The sequence below is a fragment of the Pseudomonas sp. Tul2A7 genome, assembly GCF_054790505.1.
The window spans coordinates 6094660-6109454 of sequence record NZ_CP186499.1; the positions used below are offsets into that span (position 1 = coordinate 6094660).

The 14795-nt window shown below is 59.6% G+C and carries 13 protein-coding genes; 8 read left to right on the top strand and 5 right to left on the bottom strand.

Annotation, left to right across the window (positions count from 1 at the left end; translation table 11 throughout):
- Nucleotides 1–110: 110 nt before the first annotated feature.
- Nucleotides 111–995 (bottom strand): LysR family transcriptional regulator, encoded by an 885-nt coding sequence (locus tag ACOYXJ_RS27095; RefSeq protein ID WP_460372595.1) that lies wholly within the window; start codon nt 993–995, stop codon nt 111–113.
- A gap of 133 nt (nt 996–1128) precedes the next feature.
- On the opposite strand from ACOYXJ_RS27095, the gene ACOYXJ_RS27100 reads away from it, so the two are divergent.
- Nucleotides 1129–2790, top strand: a complete 1662-nt coding sequence (locus tag ACOYXJ_RS27100; RefSeq protein ID WP_460372597.1) for a GMC family oxidoreductase — start codon at nt 1129–1131, stop codon at nt 2788–2790.
- A 134-nt stretch (nt 2791–2924) separates the two neighbouring features.
- Nucleotides 2925–4547, top strand: a complete 1623-nt coding sequence (locus ACOYXJ_RS27105; RefSeq protein WP_095047447.1) for an MFS transporter — start codon at nt 2925–2927, stop codon at nt 4545–4547.
- Nucleotides 4548–4599: 52 nt separating this feature from the next.
- Here the strand turns inward: ACOYXJ_RS27105 and ACOYXJ_RS27110 are convergent, their stop codons facing one another.
- Together ACOYXJ_RS27110 and ACOYXJ_RS27115 are read right to left on the bottom strand one after the other, a co-directional pair.
- Nucleotides 4600–4968 (bottom strand): DUF427 domain-containing protein, encoded by a 369-nt coding sequence (locus ACOYXJ_RS27110; RefSeq protein ID WP_034152454.1) that lies wholly within the window; start codon nt 4966–4968, stop codon nt 4600–4602.
- Between the two features lie 291 nt (nt 4969–5259).
- Entirely contained in the window at nt 5260–6666 is a 1407-nt protein-coding gene (locus ACOYXJ_RS27115) for a serralysin family metalloprotease (protein ID WP_460372600.1), read from the bottom strand.
- A 277-nt stretch (nt 6667–6943) separates the two neighbouring features.
- Between ACOYXJ_RS27115 and ACOYXJ_RS27120 the strand changes: the two genes are divergently transcribed.
- The 3 genes from ACOYXJ_RS27120 (at nt 6944) to ACOYXJ_RS27130 (ending at nt 10282) form a co-directional block, all read left to right on the top strand.
- Nucleotides 6944–8890, top strand: a complete 1947-nt coding sequence (locus tag ACOYXJ_RS27120; protein ID WP_460372602.1) for a DNA topoisomerase III — start codon at nt 6944–6946, stop codon at nt 8888–8890.
- 48 nt (nt 8891–8938) lie between these two features.
- Complete coding sequence (locus tag ACOYXJ_RS27125) at nt 8939–9442, top strand: GNAT family N-acetyltransferase (protein ID WP_460372604.1); 504 nt, start codon at nt 8939–8941, stop codon at nt 9440–9442.
- Between the two features lie 510 nt (nt 9443–9952).
- Complete coding sequence (locus ACOYXJ_RS27130; RefSeq protein WP_093437124.1) at nt 9953–10282, top strand: hypothetical protein; 330 nt, start codon at nt 9953–9955, stop codon at nt 10280–10282.
- A 257-nt stretch (nt 10283–10539) separates the two neighbouring features.
- On the opposite strand, the gene cynR is transcribed toward ACOYXJ_RS27130, so the two are convergent.
- Entirely contained in the window at nt 10540–11427 is an 888-nt protein-coding gene (gene cynR / locus ACOYXJ_RS27135) for a transcriptional regulator CynR (RefSeq protein WP_460372606.1), read from the bottom strand.
- 121 nt (nt 11428–11548) lie between these two features.
- On the opposite strand from cynR, the gene cynS reads away from it, so the two are divergent.
- The 3 genes from cynS (at nt 11549) to ACOYXJ_RS27150 (ending at nt 13005) form a co-directional block, all read left to right on the top strand.
- Nucleotides 11549–12016 (top strand): cyanase, encoded by a 468-nt coding sequence (cynS, locus tag ACOYXJ_RS27140; RefSeq protein ID WP_093437115.1) that lies wholly within the window; start codon nt 11549–11551, stop codon nt 12014–12016.
- An 80-nt stretch (nt 12017–12096) separates the two neighbouring features.
- The gene (locus ACOYXJ_RS27145) at nt 12097–12333 is read left to right on the top strand and encodes a DUF2790 domain-containing protein (RefSeq protein WP_150794683.1); all 237 of its coding nucleotides are present in this window, start codon (nt 12097–12099) and stop codon (nt 12331–12333) included.
- A gap of 12 nt (nt 12334–12345) precedes the next feature.
- Nucleotides 12346–13005 carry a carbonic anhydrase gene (locus ACOYXJ_RS27150; RefSeq protein ID WP_460372608.1) on the top strand — a complete coding sequence of 220 codons (660 nt, stop codon included), beginning with the start codon at nt 12346–12348 and terminating at the stop codon, nt 13003–13005.
- Nucleotides 13006–13113: 108 nt separating this feature from the next.
- Here ACOYXJ_RS27150 and ACOYXJ_RS27155 read toward each other — a convergent pair whose 3' ends face one another.
- The gene (locus ACOYXJ_RS27155) at nt 13114–14616 is read right to left on the bottom strand and encodes an aldehyde dehydrogenase family protein (protein WP_460372610.1); all 1503 of its coding nucleotides are present in this window, start codon (nt 14614–14616) and stop codon (nt 13114–13116) included.
- Nucleotides 14617–14795 lie beyond the last annotated feature (179 nt).

A 14795-nucleotide genomic window follows, 5' to 3' on the forward strand; every position in this document is an offset into this window, starting at 1 on the left:
GTGGGAGCGAGCCTGCTCGCGAAGGCGTTGGGTCAGGCGAGATTTGCGTATCAGATACACCGCTTTCGCGAGCAGGCTCGCTCCCACAGGGGGATTTGGATGCGGCTGGTTTAACCGAGTAAAAGCCCCTGCTCCGCCTCACACAACCCCACCACATAATCCCAGACCACCCGCAGCCGCACCGACTTGTGCAACTCGCGCCGCGTGCTGATCCAGTAACTGCGCTCGATGCCTTCATCCGGCAGCAACGGCACCAGATCGGGATCCGACTCGGCCATGTAGCAAGGCAACACTGCAATGCCCAATCCCGACCGCGCCGCTTCCTGTTGGGCGATGACGCTAGTGCTATGAAATACAACGCGCGGACTGCGGCAGAAGCTGTTGAGAAACATCAATTCCTGGCTGAACAGCAAATCATCGACGTAACCGATCCACGCATGCCGCCCAAGGTCTTCGCGGCTGTGCAGCGGCGGCGCCTTATCGAGATAGCGTTGGCTGGCGTACAACGCGAGTCGATAGTCCGTGAGTTTGCGCGTCACCAGCATGTCCGCCGCCGGGCGCTCGAGATGAATGCTGATTTCCGCCTCGCGGTTGAGAATGCTGACAAAGCGCGGTACGGCGACCAGTTCCACTTCCAATCCCGGATAGCGTTCGAACAAGCCGATCATGCGGCTGGCGAGAAACTTGATGCCCAGCCCTTCGGTGACGCCAACACGAATCTTGCCCAGTGGCGCGGTGGATTGGGTGATCTCTTCCTGCGCCAGCAACGCAACGTTTTCCATCGCCTCAGCATGTTTAAGCAGCGCCTCCCCCGCCGGGGTCATTTCGTAGCCTTGCGCGTGCTGGACGAAGAGCGCGGTGCCGAGGCTTTTTTCGATGGCTTCGATGTGGCGGGCGACGGTGGCGTGGGTGGTGTTGAGGCGGCGGGCGGCGGTGAGCAGGCGGCCGCTGCGTTGCAGCTCGAGAAAAAACCGCAGGTCGTTCCAGTCGAACATGGCGTGTCCTTGTCGGCTATGGTCTATGCAGGCTGTTTGAAAACGCACAGCGGCTGCGCAAAAACTAACATTCTTTTAACGAAAGCTAACAACTAGAGTGTCCGACAATAAAAACAAAAAGCGAGGTCAGGGAATGCAGACTTCCCTCGATGAATACGACTACATCGTGGTCGGCGCCGGCCCTGCCGGGTGCTTGCTGGCCAATCGGCTGTCGGCGGACCGGCAGCATCGCGTGCTGTTGCTCGAAGCCGGCGGGCGCGACAACTATGCGTGGATTCACATTCCTGTCGGTTACCTGTTCTGCATCGGTAACCCGCGCACCGACTGGTGCTTCAAGACCGAAGAACAAACGGGCCTCAACGGCCGCGCCCTGAGCTATCCGCGCGGCAAAGTGCTCGGTGGCTGTTCGTCCATCAACGGCATGATCTACATGCGTGGCCAGGCCAATGATTACGATGGCTGGGCGGCCGAGGGCAATCCGGGTTGGGCCTGGAATGATGTGCTGCCGCTGTTCAAACAGAGCGAAAACCATTTTGCCGGCGCGGCTGAATTTCACGGCGCCAATGGTGAGTGGCGGGTTGAACAACAACGACTGTCGTGGCCGATTCTGGATGCGTTTCGCAGTGCCGCCGAGCAGAGCGGCATCGCCAGCATCGATGACTTCAATCAGGGCGACAACGAGGGTTGCGGCTACTTCCAGGTCAACCAGAAATCCGGGGTGCGCTGGAACGCGGCGAAGGCTTTTCTCAAGCCTGTACGTGATCGGACGAACCTGACGGTGCTGACCGGGGTTGAGGTGGATCGCGTGTTGCTGGAGAACGGTCGCGCCTCGAAAGTCAGCGCGCGTCATGAAGGTCAGACCAAACAGTTCAAGGCGCGCAAGGAGATCGTCCTGTGCGCCGGCGCGGTCGGATCACCAAGCATTTTGCAGCGTTCCGGGATTGGTCCTCGGCCGCTACTCGAACGCTTGGGCATCGGCGTGATTCATGAGCTGCCCGGCGTTGGCGGCAATCTGCAGGATCACCTGCAATTGCGCCTGATCTACAAACTGGAAAACGCGCGCACGTTGAACCAGATCGCTGGAAGCGTGTGGGGCAAGATGGGCATGGGCCTGCGTTACCTTTATGACCGCAGCGGTCCGTTGTCGATGGCGCCGAGTCAGTTGGGCGCATTTGCGCGCTCGGGGCCGGAGCAGACCTCGGCGAATCTTGAGTACCACGTGCAGCCATTGTCCCTGGAGCGTTTTGGCGAACCGTTGCACAGCTTCCCTGCCTTCACCGCCTCAGTTTGCGATCTGCGTCCGCAGAGTCGTGGACGCATCGACATTCGGTCGGCGGATCCACAGGAAGCGCCGTTGATTCAACCCAACTACCTCAGTCATCCAGAGGATTTGCGCGTCGCGGCAGATGCGATTCGCCTGACCCGCCGCATCGTCAGCGCGCCTGCCCTGCAAGGCTTCAAACCGGTGGAATATCTGCCCGGCGCCAGCCTGCAAAGTGAAGCAGAGTTGCAGCAAGCAGCAGCGAAGATCGGCACGACGATTTTCCATCCGGTCGGGACTTGCCGCATGGGCAATGACGGCGATGCGGTGGTCGATGCGCACCTGCGCGTCCACGGCGTGCCCGGTTTGCGCATTGCCGATGCGTCGATCATGCCGCGCATTACCTCGGGCAACACCTGTTCGCCTACGCTGATGATTGCCGAGAAGGCGGCACAGCTGATCCTGGCTGGACCTGTACACAGTCCAAATGTGGGAGCGAGCCTGCTCGCGAATGCGGTAGCACATTCAACATAAACGTTGACTGACACGACGCCTTCGCGAGCAGGCTCGCTCCCACAGGAATCATCAACAGATTCAAAACATCGCGCATCACCCGGACACGCAACACCAGTGGAACAACAAAAACAATCACTGTGAGGGATACCGATATGTCAGAACACGTTCAGCCGCTGGACGCCGTGCGCAGCGCGGAGACCAGCCCGGATACACGCAAAGTCATCTTCGCTTCATCACTGGGGACGGTGTTCGAGTGGTATGACTTCTTCCTCTACGGCGCCCTCGCGGCGGTGATCAGCAAGCAGTTTTTCGCCGGGGTCAACGACACCACCGCGTTCATCTTTGCGCTGATGGCCTTCGCCGCAGGCTTTATCGTGCGGCCGTTCGGGGCTCTGGTGTTCGGTCGGTTGGGCGACATGATCGGGCGCAAATACACCTTTCTCGCGACGATCATTCTGATGGGTGTGGCGACGTTCTGCGTCGGACTGCTGCCGACCTACGCCAGCATCGGCATCGCCGCGCCGATCATTCTGGTGGTGCTGCGCATGCTGCAGGGCCTGGCGCTCGGCGGTGAATACGGCGGCGCAGCTACCTATGTGGCCGAGCATGCGCCAATCGGCAAACGCGGCTTCCACACCAGCTGGATTCAGTCCACCGCCACCCTCGGTCTGTTGCTGTCGCTGCTGGTGGTGCTCGGTTGCCGCTATTTCACCGGCGATCAGTTTGAAGTGTGGGGCTGGCGTATTCCGTTTCTGCTGTCGATCGTGCTGCTGGGCATTTCCACCTGGATCCGCCTGAGCCTGCACGAGTCGCCGGCGTACCTGAAAATGAAAGAGGAAGGTAAAACCTCGAAAGCGCCGATCCGCGAATCCTTCGGCAAATGGGAAAACCTCAAAGTCGTGCTGATCGCCCTGTTCAGCATCAACGCCGGGCAAGCGGTGACTTTTTACGCGGCGCAGTTCTATGTGCTGTTCTTCCTCACCCAGTTCCTGAAAATGGACCCGGCGGTGGCCAACACTTTGCTAATCATCAGCGTGGTCATCGGCGCGCCATTCTTTATCTTCTTCGGCTGGCTGTCGGACAAGGTCGGGCGTAAACCGGTGTTGATGCTCGGCTTGCTGCTGGCCACGGCGCTGTACTTCCCGATCTTCAAATCCCTCGCGCATTACGCCAACCCGGCGATCGATCAGGCCAGCCGTCAGGCGCCGATCACCGTGCTGGCGGATCCGGCGACCTGCACCTTCCAGTTCGACCCGGTGGGCAAAGCCAAATTCGACAGCCCGTGCGACAAGGTCAAAACCTTCCTGGTCAAGCAAGGCCTGCCCTACTCCAGCGCCGCCGCCCCGGCTGGCAGCGCCGTGCAAGTGAGCGTCGGCGACGTCAAACTCGATGGCTTCGACGAGGCCGCACTGCGCGGCGCGATCACCCTGGCCGGCTACCCGCAACAGGCCGATTTGCAGCAGATCAACAAGCCAATGATCGTTGCCCTGATCGTGGCGCTGATCATCATCTCGGCCATGTGCTACGGCCCGCTCGCGGCGCTGATGGTCGAACTGTTCCCGACACGCATTCGCTACACCTCGATGTCGCTGCCATACCACATCGGCAACGGCTGGTTTGGCGGGTTTCTGCCGACGGTGTCGTTTGCGCTGGTGGTGTACACCGGGGACATTTTCTACGGGCTTTGGTATCCGGTGCTGATTACCGGGGTGAGCCTGGTGGTGGGGATGATCTGTTTGCGTGAGACGAAGAATATCGATCTCGACAAGAACTGAAACTCAACCAGACAATATCGGCGAGGGCTTTTACCCTCGCCGTTTTTTTTGCTCAGGCATCAGCCTTGATCACTTCGAACTTCACCTGATCCGGATAAAACGCCACGTAGTCGCGGATCGGCGCTACTGACACTTTCGGATTTTCGTAAGTCCACACCGCGTTCGCCCCTTCATGCCCCGGCACTTGCAGGCTGAAGTAATTGGCATCGCCCTTGTACGGGCAATAACTGGTGTGGTCGGTGCGGGCGAAATACTTTTCGTCGATGTCTTCGCGGGGGACGTAATAGACCGGCGGGTAGTTGGCTTCGTTGAGAATCATGACGTGGGAAGAAGCGGCAACCTGGATGCCGTGGAATTTCACTATCAGGCAGCCGGGAAGTTGTTCGAGGGCAATGACGGGACTGGGGCCGGAGGTTTTCATGGGGGGTTCTCCTGGATACGGCGAAGAGACCGGTTCAGGTATAGCCCATTGGTGCGGGTTGGGTTGGGTTTGCAGCCGAACGGCCCTTCAACATCAAAAGCCCCTCACCCTAGCCCTCTCCCGGAGGGAGAGGGAACTGACCGAGTTGTCTGGCGAAATCCATCGACCTGAAAAATCGAGTCGATTATGGATTCAAAGCCAATCGTTCAAGTCGGTGAATTTCGCCAATATCCCCCAATCGGTCCCCTCTACCTCTGGGAGAGGGTTAGGGTGAGGGCCGCTTTTCAGGCATCACGCAACAATATCAGTCGCCACCGCTTGCCCCACCACACCCACGGCAAAGTCCACCGAACCCTGCCCCGTCAGGTCAACCATCAGGCTGGTCTGATTGGTCTGCGCGTAGTAAGTCAGGATCGCGTCTCCCGCATGCCCGGTAAATCCGCTGACAAAGTTCAGCGACGCCGCGCCCGTGGCAAAACCGGCGATCCCCGACAAGTCGATCTTGTCCAGGCCGCTGGTGAAATCCATGATCCAGTCCGGCGCGGTCATGGTCGAATCGCTGGCGGCACCGAACACGAAGGTATCTGCACCTGCACCGCCCCACAAAGTATCGCCACCGCCAGCACCGTAAATGATGTCATTGCCGGCACCGCCGACCAGTTCGTTGGCAACGGCGTTGCCGATCAGCAGGTCATTGCCTGAACCGCCGAGGGCATTTTCCACGGTTACACCGTAAGCAATGGAAACGTTGCCCACCAGACCGCCAACATCGGAGAACGAGCCTTCATTAAGGTTGATCTTCTGGTTCTGGCTGAAGCCGGAGAAGTCCAGCGTGTCATTACCGCCGCCATCCCACACCGAGAAAACCACTTTGGAGGACGCCGAAGTGGCGCTGTAGAAATCGCGCTCGGCGTTGGAGTTGAAACCGTAGGTGGTGTCATCGGCACGGGTCGCGTAGTTGGCGCCATAGAGTTTTTGCACGGCAACAATATCGTCCAGCAACGGTGCCGAGGCGTAGGCACCGCTGCCGTCCTTGCTGAAGTTCTGGTCGGTATTGGCTTCGCTCCAGTAGCTCATCAGGCTGTAGCCGCGGGTGTCTTCGGCGTACTTGGCGTCGTTGTAGGTCGGGTTGCCGTTGCCGGCGTTGTAGGCGCCCGGGTGCGACAGGCCCAAGGTATGACCAATCTCGTGGGTCAGGGTCTGGCGCCCGTAGTTGTTGGTGTCCGGGGTTTTGTTGACTTGATATTGATCGTTGATCAAGTACCACGACTGACCGTCATAGCTGCCGCCGCTCGGCAGGTAAGCGAACGCTGCGCCACCGGTGCTGACATCGTAGTTACCGAAGGTCATGTGGCCATCGCCGCCCTTGCCTTCAGTGAAGGTAACGTTGGCGACGTCGGCCCAGGATTGCATGGCCAGCACGGCCTGGGCCTTTTGCTGGGCGCTGAATTCGCTGAAGTTGCCCAGTTTGACGTTGTAGTTCGCCGGTTTCTCGGTCAGGAAGGTATAGCTGAGGTCGATTTTGCCATCCGCGTTCTTGTCGCCCCACGACAGGTTTTTGCGCAGGATTTCATCGGCTGCCTGGTCAGCGGTGAACGACGGCTTGCCGTTGACCAGACCATTGCCACGGTCATACAGGTGGCTGAAGGTATCGATTTCGTCGAAGGCGCTGCTGGTGTTGGATTTGGCGTGAGCCATGATGGACTTCCTTGTTTCTGAGTAGTCAGTGTCGACAGACCACGGCGATCTTCTGGCGAGATCGTCCTGTCACTCGCGTGTGTGAATCGGCGAAAAACCTGACACAGGCGCAAACCGGGCGCTAATCAATTTCTCGATAGCCCGGGCCGCGTCCCTGTATTACCCGTCACCTGCTGCAACGCTTTTTATCTGTATATCCATACAGATAAAAGTTGCCCCTGAGGCCAAGTCCAGCCATTCTGTGCACCTGTTCCGACCTTGATCGACGATGGTGGTTATGCGGCTGTACCTCTGTGAAAAACCCTCCCAGGCCAAAGACATTGCGGCCGTGCTCGGCGCCAAGCGTCGGGGCGACGGCTGCTGGCTGGGAACGGACGTCACGGTGACCTGGTGCATTGGCCATTTGCTCGAAACCGCGCCGCCGGATGCCTATGACGCGCGCTACAAGCGCTGGGTGCTGGCCGATCTGCCGATCATTCCGGACAAGTGGAAAATGACCGTCAAGCCGCGCACCGCCAGCCAGTACAAAGCGGTCAAGCGCCTGCTCGGCGAGGCCAGCGAACTGATCATCGCCACCGACGCCGACCGTGAGGGCGAGATGATCGCCAGGGAACTGGTCGAGCATTGCCGTTATCGCGGGCCGATCCGCCGCTTGTGGCTGTCGGCGCTGGACGAAGCCTCGATCCGCAAAGCCTTGGCCGCGCTGAAACCGGGGGCCGAAACCTTCAGCCTGTATCACTCGGCGCTGGGACGCTCGCGGGCGGACTGGCTGATCGGCATGAACATGAGTCGGCTGTTCACACTGCTGGGTCGTCAATCGGGTTATCAAGGGGTGTTGCCGGTTGGCCGCGTACAGACACCGACCTTGCGCCTGGTGGTCGATCGCGACCGCAGCATCGCCGATTTCGTGCCGGTGCCATTCTGGGCGATCGATGTCGATCTGCTGCACAACGGCATTCCGTTTACCGCACAGTGGCGGGCGCCGTCGGATGTCTGTGACGACCAGGAGCGCTGCCTGAATCAGGCGCTGGCCCAGCAAGCAGCTGCGGCGATCAGCAGCGCTGCCAGTGCTCGAGTGATCAAGCTGAAAACCGAGCGCATGCGTGAAGTGGCGCCGCTGCCCTTCGATCTCGGCACCCTGCAAGAAGTCTGCTCGAAGAAACTCGGACTCGGCGCGCAGGAAACCCTCGACATTGCCCAGGCGCTCTACGAAACCTACAAGGTCATCACTTACCCGCGCAGTGATTGCGGTTACCTGCCGCTAAGCCAGCACAGTGAGGCGCCGGGGATTCTCGCGGCGTTGCGTCAGGCCGACTCGAGCCTTGACGCACTGCAAGGCCATCTCGACCCCCAGCGCCGCTCACGAGCCTGGAATGACGCCAAGGTCAGTGCTCACCACGGCATTATTCCTACCGCCGCCGCGAAGAACCTTGATCGTCTGAGCGGCAAGCACCGCTCGGTGTACACGCTGATCCGCGCGCGCTATCTGGCGCAGTTCCTGCCAAATCACGAATACGATCGCACCCAGGCCGACTTTGATTGCGCCGGTGAAGCGTTGCGCGCGGTCGGCAAGCAAATCATAGAACCGGGCTGGAAACGCGCGCTGCCCGAGGCTCTGGCGCCGGCCAAGGGCCGCGAGGCACCTGCACCGCAAACCTTGCCGGCCCTGAGCCAGGGTATCGAATGCGCCATCGCCTCTGTGAAGCTCAAGGATCTATGGACGCAACCGCCCAAGCCCTACACCGAAGGTGATCTGATCAAGGCGATGAAAAACGTCGCCAAACTGGTCGAGGATCCGCTGCTAAAACAGAAACTCAAGGACACCACCGGTATCGGCACCGAAGCCACCCGCGCCTCGATCATTCAGGGCTTGCTTGACCGTGGCTATCTGGTGAAAAACGGCAAGGCCCTCGCCGCTACCCCGGCGGCGTTCAGCCTGATCGACGCGGTGCCCCGCGCAATTGCCGACCCCGGCACCACAGCGATCTGGGAGCAGGCGCTGGACATGGTGCAAAGCGGCGAAATGAGCCTGGAAGAATTCGTCACCAAACAAGCGGCATGGATGAGCAAACAGGTGACGCGCTGCTCCAGCCTCAGCCTGACCATCAGCGGCCCGCCGCCGGCCGGCAAAGCCGCGGCCCCGTGGAAGAAGAAACGCAAATCATCGACCCGCAGCAAAACCACAGGTACAACCAAACGCGCGCCGAAAGCAGCAGGCAAATAAAACCCGCTAGTGTTTCTGCAAGGCTCAGCACTTTCAGGAACCCGGCGCATGGCCAATATCGAACTGCACCCCGCTCAGCGCGATGAGCTGGAAGTCATCGAAAACCTCATGCAGTTCTACATGCACGACTTCAGCGAATGGCTGCCGCTGAAGCTCGCCGAACACGGCTTCTTCTCCATCCAGCCGAAAATCGACTACTGGCGCCACCCGGCTACCCAACCATTTTTGATTCAGGTCGACGGCGAACTGGCCGGTTTCGTGACCGTCGATAACGAAATCCACATTCCCGGCGCCGAACACAACATCGGCTACTTTTTCATTGCGCGCCGCTTCCGTGGCCAAGGCGTCGCGCAGTTTGTCGTCTCTGCCCTCTTGAGCCAGATCCCCGGTCAATGGCAGATTTTCCACATCGACGCCAACCTGCCGGCCCAGCGCTTCTGGGCCAGGCTGATTCCGTTACTGAGCGACGGCCACTTCACCCTGCAGCAGCGCGAAGTAGACGGTTATCCGTGCACCTTCTACGGGCTGCGCACGCCTTTTTCCGTTGCCTGAACGGATTCTTTCTCATTCCAAAACAGCTTTGTCCGACAATATGTAGTGAGCAAAAATAATCACTACAAAACCGTTGACGGCATCGTTTTGCTTTTGCATGATGAAGACGTTCCCCGATCGGGAACATCGGTAACACGCTTGAGCAAACTCGTCTGACCGCCGAGTTGTTTTTTCCGGATACACGCTGCCCACAAGGCAGATTGAAGAAGCTGACCTGGCCTGAACGTCCAGTACAAGGACGAGAAGCGCTGGCGAAAATTCTCAAGACGCTTGTGGTCGACACGGTAAATGTCGTCAAGGAGCCTCCCGGTTTTCGCTGCTTCTCCTCGTTGTGACGCTATTGCGTAGCAGTTATTCAACACGACTACATGCAACAGATGCACGACCCCGTACTTCACACGGGCGAGCGCTGACGTCCTGGTTTCGGTGCCAGGGATCAACTAACCGATGGGCTACCTGTATTAGCGAATCAACTTTGAAAGATCACCAGACTGGTCAAGGGGCAAAATCATGAATCTGAACAATCAACCAACTATCGAAGAACTGGCTCGTATGTTCGCTGCGCAGAAAGACAGCCACGACAGCCATATTCTGTGGATCAGCAAGTCGGGTCAGGTACATATCGACTGCCTGGCGACCCATGCTGACGAAGACGAGTTCGACCGCAACCATCAGAACCTGCTGGCCCGCTTGAAGATGTACCGTCGCGGCCACGGTTATGTTGGCAAGAAGGCCGCGGCCGACAAGGACTTCATCGGGAATGTTCTGCAGACGCTGAAACAGGCGTGGGATTCGATGCAGAACAAGAATGAAGTTCGGGTGATTGATCGGTTCTGCTGAGTTAGTCATTAAATAATTGAAAGGCCTGCTTCCTTAACGGAAGCAGGCCTTTTTTTGTTCGCTTGCATTGATTTGGCGTGACTGGAATTGTAGCCCCTCACCCCAGCCCTCTCCCGAGGGAGAGGGAGCCGACCGAGTTGTATAAAGTCATCCGTCAACCGGACACACCGAGTTGATTTTGGATTCAGCAGAGCACTGTCAGGTCGGCGTATTCCTCCAACATCCCTCGGTCAGTCCCCTCTCCCACTGGGAGAGGGTTAGGGTGAGGGGCTTCCCATGCCCAACACCAATTCCATAAACGCCACCGCCGCCGCACTGTGATAATTATTGCGCCGCCGCAACACCGCCGCCCCACGCTGCGGCGCTTCACTCTCCACGCGCAACCGGCGCAACGCCCGATCCTCAGTCGCAATCGCCTGCGGCAACATCGTCGCCATCGGCGAACAACGCACCACTTCCAGCAAGGTGCTCACCGAATTCACCTCGATCCGCACCTGCGGCGTAATCCCGTGTTGGCGAAAATACTCATCCACCGATAACCGCGTAATGAAGTCCGGCGCCAACAAAGCGAAATCCAGCGAAGCGATATCCTCCGGTGTCAGCACCGCCACACTGTCATACAGCGGATGCTCACGCCCGACCATGATCCCCAGCGTTTCGGTAAACGCCGGAATGCACTCGATCTCAGGACTGCGCACCGGCGTAAACGCAATCGCAATATCCAGCGAGTCATCCGCCAGCCCCGCCTCGATGTCGTCCATCGACAGCTCAAAAATCTGCAGATGAATCCCCGGATACCGCGCCGCAAAATCGCGCACCAACGGCCCGACCAGATACGCCATGAACGTCGGCGTCATCGCCAGACGCAACGTCCCGCGAGACAAATCCTTCACGTCATGCAACGCGCGTTTACCCGCCTCCAACTCCACCAGCACCCGCCGCGCGCACTCGATGTAAGCCTCGCCAGCATCCGTCGGTTTGACCGTACGCGAAGTGCGATCAAACAAGCTCACCCCAAGGGTTTCCTCCAGTTGGCGAATCTGCTGCGACAGGGTCGGCTGTGAAACATGCAATGCCTCGGCGGCACGGGTGAAGCCGCCTTGATCGGCAACGGCCAGCAGATAACGCAAATGTCGCAGCAGCATGGGAAACACCATCTATAGGCAGGGCTTATGCAAAGCATTGTATATCGGTCTTGGACGCTATGGATCAATCAGCAGAAGATCAATCCCACACAGCAAGCCAACCCCTGAAAGGAGTGACACCATGCAACAGTCCCACGCCTACAACGACACCAGCCTGGCCCTGACCACCCGCATTCTCGATGCCAAGGCACGCAAAGATCTGTCGTGGCAGGATCTGGCTGACGACACCGGCCTCAGCCTGGCTTACGTCACCGCCGCCCTGCTCGGCCAGCACCCGCTGCCGGAGAACGCCGCGCAAGTGGTCGGTGACAAGCTGGAGCTGAGCGCTGAAGACGTCGCGGCGATGCAGATCATCCCGCTGCGTGGCAGCCTCAGCGGCGTACCGACCGACCCGACCATCTACCGCTTCCACGAGATGATCCAGATCTACGGCACTACCCTCAAAGCCCTGGTTCACGAGCAGTTCGGCGACGGCATCATCAGCGCGATCAACTTCAAACTCGACATCAAGAAAGTCGAAGACCCGGAAGGCGGCTCCCGCGCCGTGGTCACCCTCGACGGCAAGTTCCTGCCCCTGCGTCCGTTCTGATCCGCACTGGCCCGCACCCTGCGTGCGGGCCAACACACCTCAAATGGCTACCCGTCACCAACACATCTGGAGGCTGCCCCATGCAAAAAATTCTGTTGATTCTGGCCCTGCTCGGCGGCTTTTGCGTTCAGGCATATGCCGCCGATGAGGCCGTCGCCTACCGCTACGGCATGCAGCTGGACATCGCCCACGTGCTGAGCATTACCCCGGTTGCCGATGTGTGTGGCGTGGTGCCGGTGGAGATGACGTATCTGGACAGCCACGGCGGCAAACACATTCTTCAATACAGCGAATTCGGCAGCGGTTGCTCGAACTGAGAGGACAACACCATGAAAAACCTGATTGATGGCTTCCTGAAATTCCAGAACGAAGCGTTTCCGCAACGCACCGAACTGTTCAAACACCTGGCAACCACGCAACAGCCCGGCACCTTGTTCATCACCTGTTCCGACAGCCGTGTCGTGCCGGAACTGCTGACCCAGCAAGAACCCGGCGAACTGTTTGTGATCCGCAACGCGGGCAATATCGTGCCGTCCTACAGCCCGCATCCGGGCGGGGTTTCGGCGACGGTGGAGTATGCGGTGGCGGTGCTCGGGGTGACCGACATTGTCATCTGCGGGCATTCTGACTGCGGCGCGATGACCGCGATTGCGCAGTGCAAATGCATGGATCACCTGCCCGCCGTCAGTGGCTGGCTGCAGCATGCCGAGTCGGCAAAAGTGGTGAATGAAGCGCGGCCGCATGCCAATGACGCGGCGAAATTGAGTTCGATGGTGCGCGAGAACGTGATCGCACAACTGGCGAATATCCAGACCCACCCGAGCGTGCGTCTGGCTCAGGAGAAAGGCCTGCTGAATATGCATGGTTGGGTGTATGACATCGAGACCGGTTCGATCGATGCTCTGGCCTCGGACCGCCGCACGTTTGTGCCGCTGGCCGAGCAACCGGCGACTTGCGCGATCCATGCACAAACCACCCACGCTGCCTGAGCATTGATCGTTCCCACGCTCTGCGTGGAAATGCCTCCGGGGACGCTCGCGGAGCGTCACGGGCTGCGTTACCACGCAGGAGCATGGGAACGATCACAGACCACGAGATCAGCGTTTTACTGTGAGATCGATCTGGGTCATGCGGCTACGAACAGTAAATACGCCGTCCCCCGAAAGAATCGCACTGCGCGCAAACAAGCGCCCACTCTCCCAGTTCGAAAGGCCCAGCTCCGGCTTGTTCAACGCATACTGCCCATCGACCCAACGGGTAATGCCATTACCCACGAACGGCGCATTCACCGCGTTGTAAAAGCGTTCCTGAACCTGCGCATCTTCACTGATCAACGACACGGTAAATTGCGGGCTGTAGCGGTTGAACAACGCAATCGCCTGTTCCAGATCATCGACGATCATCAGGCTGACTTCCGGGGTTTCTTCCCATTCCCACTCGCGGCCCAACTCGGACTCTGCCAAGGGTTCTGCCAGTGCCTCGGTCTGATAGCCCTCGGCGCGGTAGACCTCGACCGTCGCGTTCTGCCACTCACTCGGCAAGCAGCCTTCGCTGCCTTCGACGATGTGCAATTTGCAGCCCTGGCCACGCGCAGTACCGGCCTGTTGCAGCGCGTCGAAAAACAACGGCACCAATTCCGCCGCGCGATCACGCTGGATCAGGCACACGTTGAGGGTGTTGCAGACTTTGCGGTCCAGCGAGTTGCGCACCACGGCGGCGAAGCGTTTGGCATCGGCCGCACGATCCGCGATCAACCATGCGCCACCCGTGCCGTGCAGGCTGACGGCGGTGCCGGCCTGCTGGGCAATGCTGCCCAACTGACTGACCGCACGACCCGAACCGCGCGCCACGGCCAGCGACAAACGTCGGTCAGCGAACATCGCCCAACCGGCGGCATGATTGACGCTTTCCACGAGCGACACCGCACCGGCGGGCAGACCGGCATCGGCCAGCGCCGGGTTCAACGCGTGAGTGACGATGGCTTGCGCGGTGCCCAACGCATCGCTGCCGATGCGCAACACGGCGGTGTTGCCGGTGCGCAAGACACCGGCCGCGTCGGCGAACACGTTCGGCCGGCCTTCAAAGACAAACGCGACGATGCCCAGCGGCGAAACCACTTGCTCGACCTTCCAGCCGTCGTGCTCGACGCTGCTGATGACTTTACCGCGTGTGGCGGCGGCATCACGCCAGGCGCGCAGGCCAGCGATCATGTCGCCGCGCATGCGCTCATCGGCGAGCAAACGGGTGGTGGAGCGACCGCGCGCCTTGGCCCGCTCGATGTCGGCAAGGTTGGCGGTTTCGATGTGCGCCCAGCAGTGCGGGGTCTCCAGACGTTGCGCGAACAAGTCGAAGAACTGGCTGATCGCCTCATCGGACACCGCCGACAACGCGATGAACGCCGCTGCCGCGCGTTCGATCGCCACGGACGCCGCTTGCTGATCCGCCACGGGAATCAACAGCAACTCGCCACTGACCTGCTCCACCAGCAGGTGATCACCGGGCTGAAAGCGCGCGGCCAGTTCGGGGCTGACCACGGTGACGCGGTTACCAGCGAAAGGGATCGGCGTGCCAGCGACTAGACGTTCGAGCGCAAGAGACATGAAGCGGATTCACCATGCAGGGAGCGGCCGGAAAATGTATAGGAACACAATCCTCCAAAGCAACCGCTAACCCTGTGGGAGCGAGCCTGCTCGCGAAAGCGCTGGATCTGATACATCAATGTTGGCTGACCTGACGCCTTCGCGAGCAGGCTCGCTCCCACAGGGTTTTGCGGTGTTTG

Excerpts from the sequence above, each read along its gene's own strand:
- ACOYXJ_RS27100 (WP_460372597.1), top strand. The coding sequence starts at position 1,129 with ATGCAGACTTCCCTCGATGAATACGACTACATCGTGGTCGGCGCCGGC.
- ACOYXJ_RS27110 (WP_034152454.1), bottom strand. The coding sequence starts at position 4,968 with ATGAAAACCTCCGGCCCCAGTCCCGTCATTGCCCTCGAACAACTTCCC.
- ACOYXJ_RS27125 (WP_460372604.1), top strand. The coding sequence starts at position 8,939 with ATGGCCAATATCGAACTGCACCCCGCTCAGCGCGATGAGCTGGAAGTC.
- ACOYXJ_RS27145 (WP_150794683.1), top strand. The coding sequence starts at position 12,097 with ATGCAAAAAATTCTGTTGATTCTGGCCCTGCTCGGCGGCTTTTGCGTT.
- ACOYXJ_RS27115 (WP_460372600.1), bottom strand. The coding sequence starts at position 6,666 with ATGGCTCACGCCAAATCCAACACCAGCAGCGCCTTCGACGAAATCGAT.
- cynR (WP_460372606.1), bottom strand. The coding sequence starts at position 11,427 with ATGCTGCTGCGACATTTGCGTTATCTGCTGGCCGTTGCCGATCAAGGC.
- ACOYXJ_RS27095 (WP_460372595.1), bottom strand. The coding sequence starts at position 995 with ATGTTCGACTGGAACGACCTGCGGTTTTTTCTCGAGCTGCAACGCAGC.
- ACOYXJ_RS27155 (WP_460372610.1), bottom strand. The coding sequence starts at position 14,616 with ATGTCTCTTGCGCTCGAACGTCTAGTCGCTGGCACGCCGATCCCTTTC.
- ACOYXJ_RS27130 (WP_093437124.1), top strand. The coding sequence starts at position 9,953 with ATGAATCTGAACAATCAACCAACTATCGAAGAACTGGCTCGTATGTTC.
- ACOYXJ_RS27105 (WP_095047447.1), top strand. The coding sequence starts at position 2,925 with ATGTCAGAACACGTTCAGCCGCTGGACGCCGTGCGCAGCGCGGAGACC.
- cynS (WP_093437115.1), top strand. The coding sequence starts at position 11,549 with ATGCAACAGTCCCACGCCTACAACGACACCAGCCTGGCCCTGACCACC.
- ACOYXJ_RS27150 (WP_460372608.1), top strand. The coding sequence starts at position 12,346 with ATGAAAAACCTGATTGATGGCTTCCTGAAATTCCAGAACGAAGCGTTT.
- ACOYXJ_RS27120 (WP_460372602.1), top strand. The coding sequence starts at position 6,944 with ATGCGGCTGTACCTCTGTGAAAAACCCTCCCAGGCCAAAGACATTGCG.